Origin of the sequence: Bacillus sp. JJ1764, assembly GCF_036962145.1 — a bacterium.
GTDB lineage: Bacteria > Bacillota > Bacilli > Bacillales > Cytobacillaceae > Neobacillus.
The window spans coordinates 1-2614 of sequence record NZ_JBALNY010000094.1; the positions used below are offsets into that span (position 1 = coordinate 1).

Here is a 2614-nt window from a genome sequence, read left to right on the forward strand (position 1 = left end):
CGATTGGAACAGGTCTATTTCTTGCAAGTGGAAGCATGGTTCATACAGCTGGACCAGGGGGAGCCATTCTGACGTATGGATTAATTGGGATTATGGTCTATTTTGTTATGATCAGCTTGGCAGAAATGGCGACCTTTTTACCTGTCGCAGGTTCCTTTAGTACGTATGCTACTCGTTTTGTTGATCCCTCTCTCGGGTTTGCACTCGGGTGGAACTATTGGTATAACTGGGCGATTACGATTGCATCGGAATTAACAGCTGTGGCATTGATTATGAAGTTTTGGTTTCCGGATACCCCTTCCTTCCTTTGGAGCGGGTTGTGTCTAACGATTATTTTTCTCCTAAACTATCTTTCTGTAAAAGGGTTTGGTGAATCAGAATATTGGTTTTCCATGATTAAAGTAGCTGCCGTCATCGTGTTTCTCATCATTGGTGTTCTGATGATTTTTGGGATTCTCGGCGGAGAGTATATTGGGTTTAAAAACTTTACGATTGCGGATGGACCTTTCCATGGCGGGTTTATGACGATTCTCGGGATCTTTATGGCTGCCGGATATTCCTTCCAAGGAACAGAGCTTTTTGGAGTAGCCGCCGGAGAAACAGATAATCCATCAAAAGCCATCCCTAAAGCTGTAAAACAAGTATTTTGGCGGATCTTATTATTCTACATTTTGGCTATTCTTGTTATCGGTTTATTGATACCGTTTACAACCGAGAGTCTCGGAAGTGATAATGTTGCCGTAAGTCCCTTCACTCTAGTATTTAAGCAGGCAGGGATTGCTTTTGCGGCTTCAGTCATGAACGCGATCATTTTAACATCTGTTCTGTCAGCAGGGAGTTCTGGTCTGTATGCTTCAACTCGGATGCTATGGGATTTAGCGAGAGAAGGAAAAGCTCCAAAGTTTTTAGCGAAGCTAGATCATCGCGGGGTACCGGTTGCGGCCTTAGTCATAACCGCTTCAGTTGGGACACTTGCTTTTCTTGCTTCTTTCTTTGGGGATGGTGCTGTCTATATTTGGCTATTAAATGCCTCAGGTATGTCTGGATTTATCGCCTGGCTTGGAATCGTTATCAGCCATTACCGTTTTCGTCGTGCCTATATAGCCCAAGGCTATGATCTACGCGACCTTCCATATCGGGCGAAATGGTTTCCATTCGGACCACTTTTTGCCATTGCCCTTTGCACATTCGTTATCTTGGGACAAAATTACAGCGCTTTCACGAGCGAAACCATCGACTGGAATGGTGCCCTCATCTCCTATATCGGGCTGCCGCTATTCCTCGTCGTCTGGCTTAGCTATAAATTTAAAAAGAAAACAAAGTTGATCCCACTCCATCAATGTGACTTTCGCCGAGATGGCCAACAATAGGATGGGGTAACTGAAAACCTTCCATAGATAAAGTTTGTGAAGTGTGAATACCTTAAGTGGGAAGATGGATTTTAAGAGAAAACCTATGTCACAAAGCTCTGAATCCATTTCCCCATTCATCATTTTTTTAATGAAAAAGGAGAACGCATTTACGGTTTACGCAATGTGTTCTCCTTAAACTTGATCATTTTGATTATTTTATTTGATGTCAAACGTATGTTTAGGACTTTGATTCCTGACTGAAGCTCTTTGTACAAAAACAAAATGGGACAGTAAGGCAAGTAAGCTGGTGCAAAAGATAACGACACCCATTGGAACTCCTGAATACGCTCCTGCGATTCCAACAAGCGGAGCAGAAATTGAACCTAGTACAAAAGGCAATAATCCCAATAATGCTGAGGCACTTCCCGCAATATGTCCCTGCGTTTCAATTGCCAATGCAAAAGACGTGGTACCGATCATACTGATTGAAGATACAAAAAAGAATATCGGAATGGCGACAAGGATAAGAGGTGCTTTTAAAAGGAGGGCTATCAACAATAGTGCACCTGACAAATTGGAGATCGCTAACCCAATCTTTAAGAAGGTCCGCTCCGGGATGATGTCCGCCAATCGGCCCACTAACTGGCTGCCAATAATTAAAGCCAACCCATTTACCCCAAACAATAGACTAAATTGTTGAGGAGTCACCCCGTAAATATTCTGATAGACAAAAGGGATCCCGGAAACATACGCAAAGATTCCAGCAGTGGTAAATCCCTGGGTCAGAGCATACCCCATGAACGTACGGTCCTTAAATAAAGAACCAAAATTACTCACAATTTGCGGTAAGTTACTAGGGATTCGTTTTTCTCTTGGCAGTGTTTCTTCCAGTTTTAAAGATACGGTTAAGATTAACACAAGTCCAATACATGCCAATGCTAGGAACACCCCATGCCAGGATGTAAATTTAAGAATGGCTCCCCCCACTATCGGTGCAACGATCGGACCGAGGTTTCCCACTAAGACCATCATGGTAAAAAATTTGGTCAATTCCCTGCCGCTAAAGAGATCCCGTACAATTGCCCTAGAGATCACTAGTCCCCCTGAGGCAGCAAAGCCCTGGACTAACCTTGAGATAATTAAAAAATAGATATTGGGTGCAAACGAGCATGTTAACGAAGCAAGGAGGTACAAGCCGATAAAGAACAATAATGGTTGGCGCCGGCCTTTCACGTCACTCATAGGTCCGATGATTAATTGCC

Annotated in this window: 1 protein-coding gene and 1 pseudogene; one reads left to right on the forward strand and one right to left on the reverse strand. The window is 43.3% G+C overall.

Annotation, left to right across the window (positions count from 1 at the left end):
* Positions 1 to 1370, forward strand: a 1370-nt coding sequence (locus V7083_RS13860) for an amino acid permease (RefSeq protein WP_335478711.1), incomplete at its 5' end; no start/stop codon positions are given.
* 198 nt (positions 1371 to 1568) lie between these two features.
* Here V7083_RS13860 and V7083_RS13865 read toward each other — a convergent pair.
* A pseudogene (locus V7083_RS13865) lies at positions 1569 to 2614 on the reverse strand (multidrug effflux MFS transporter); the annotation flags it as partial.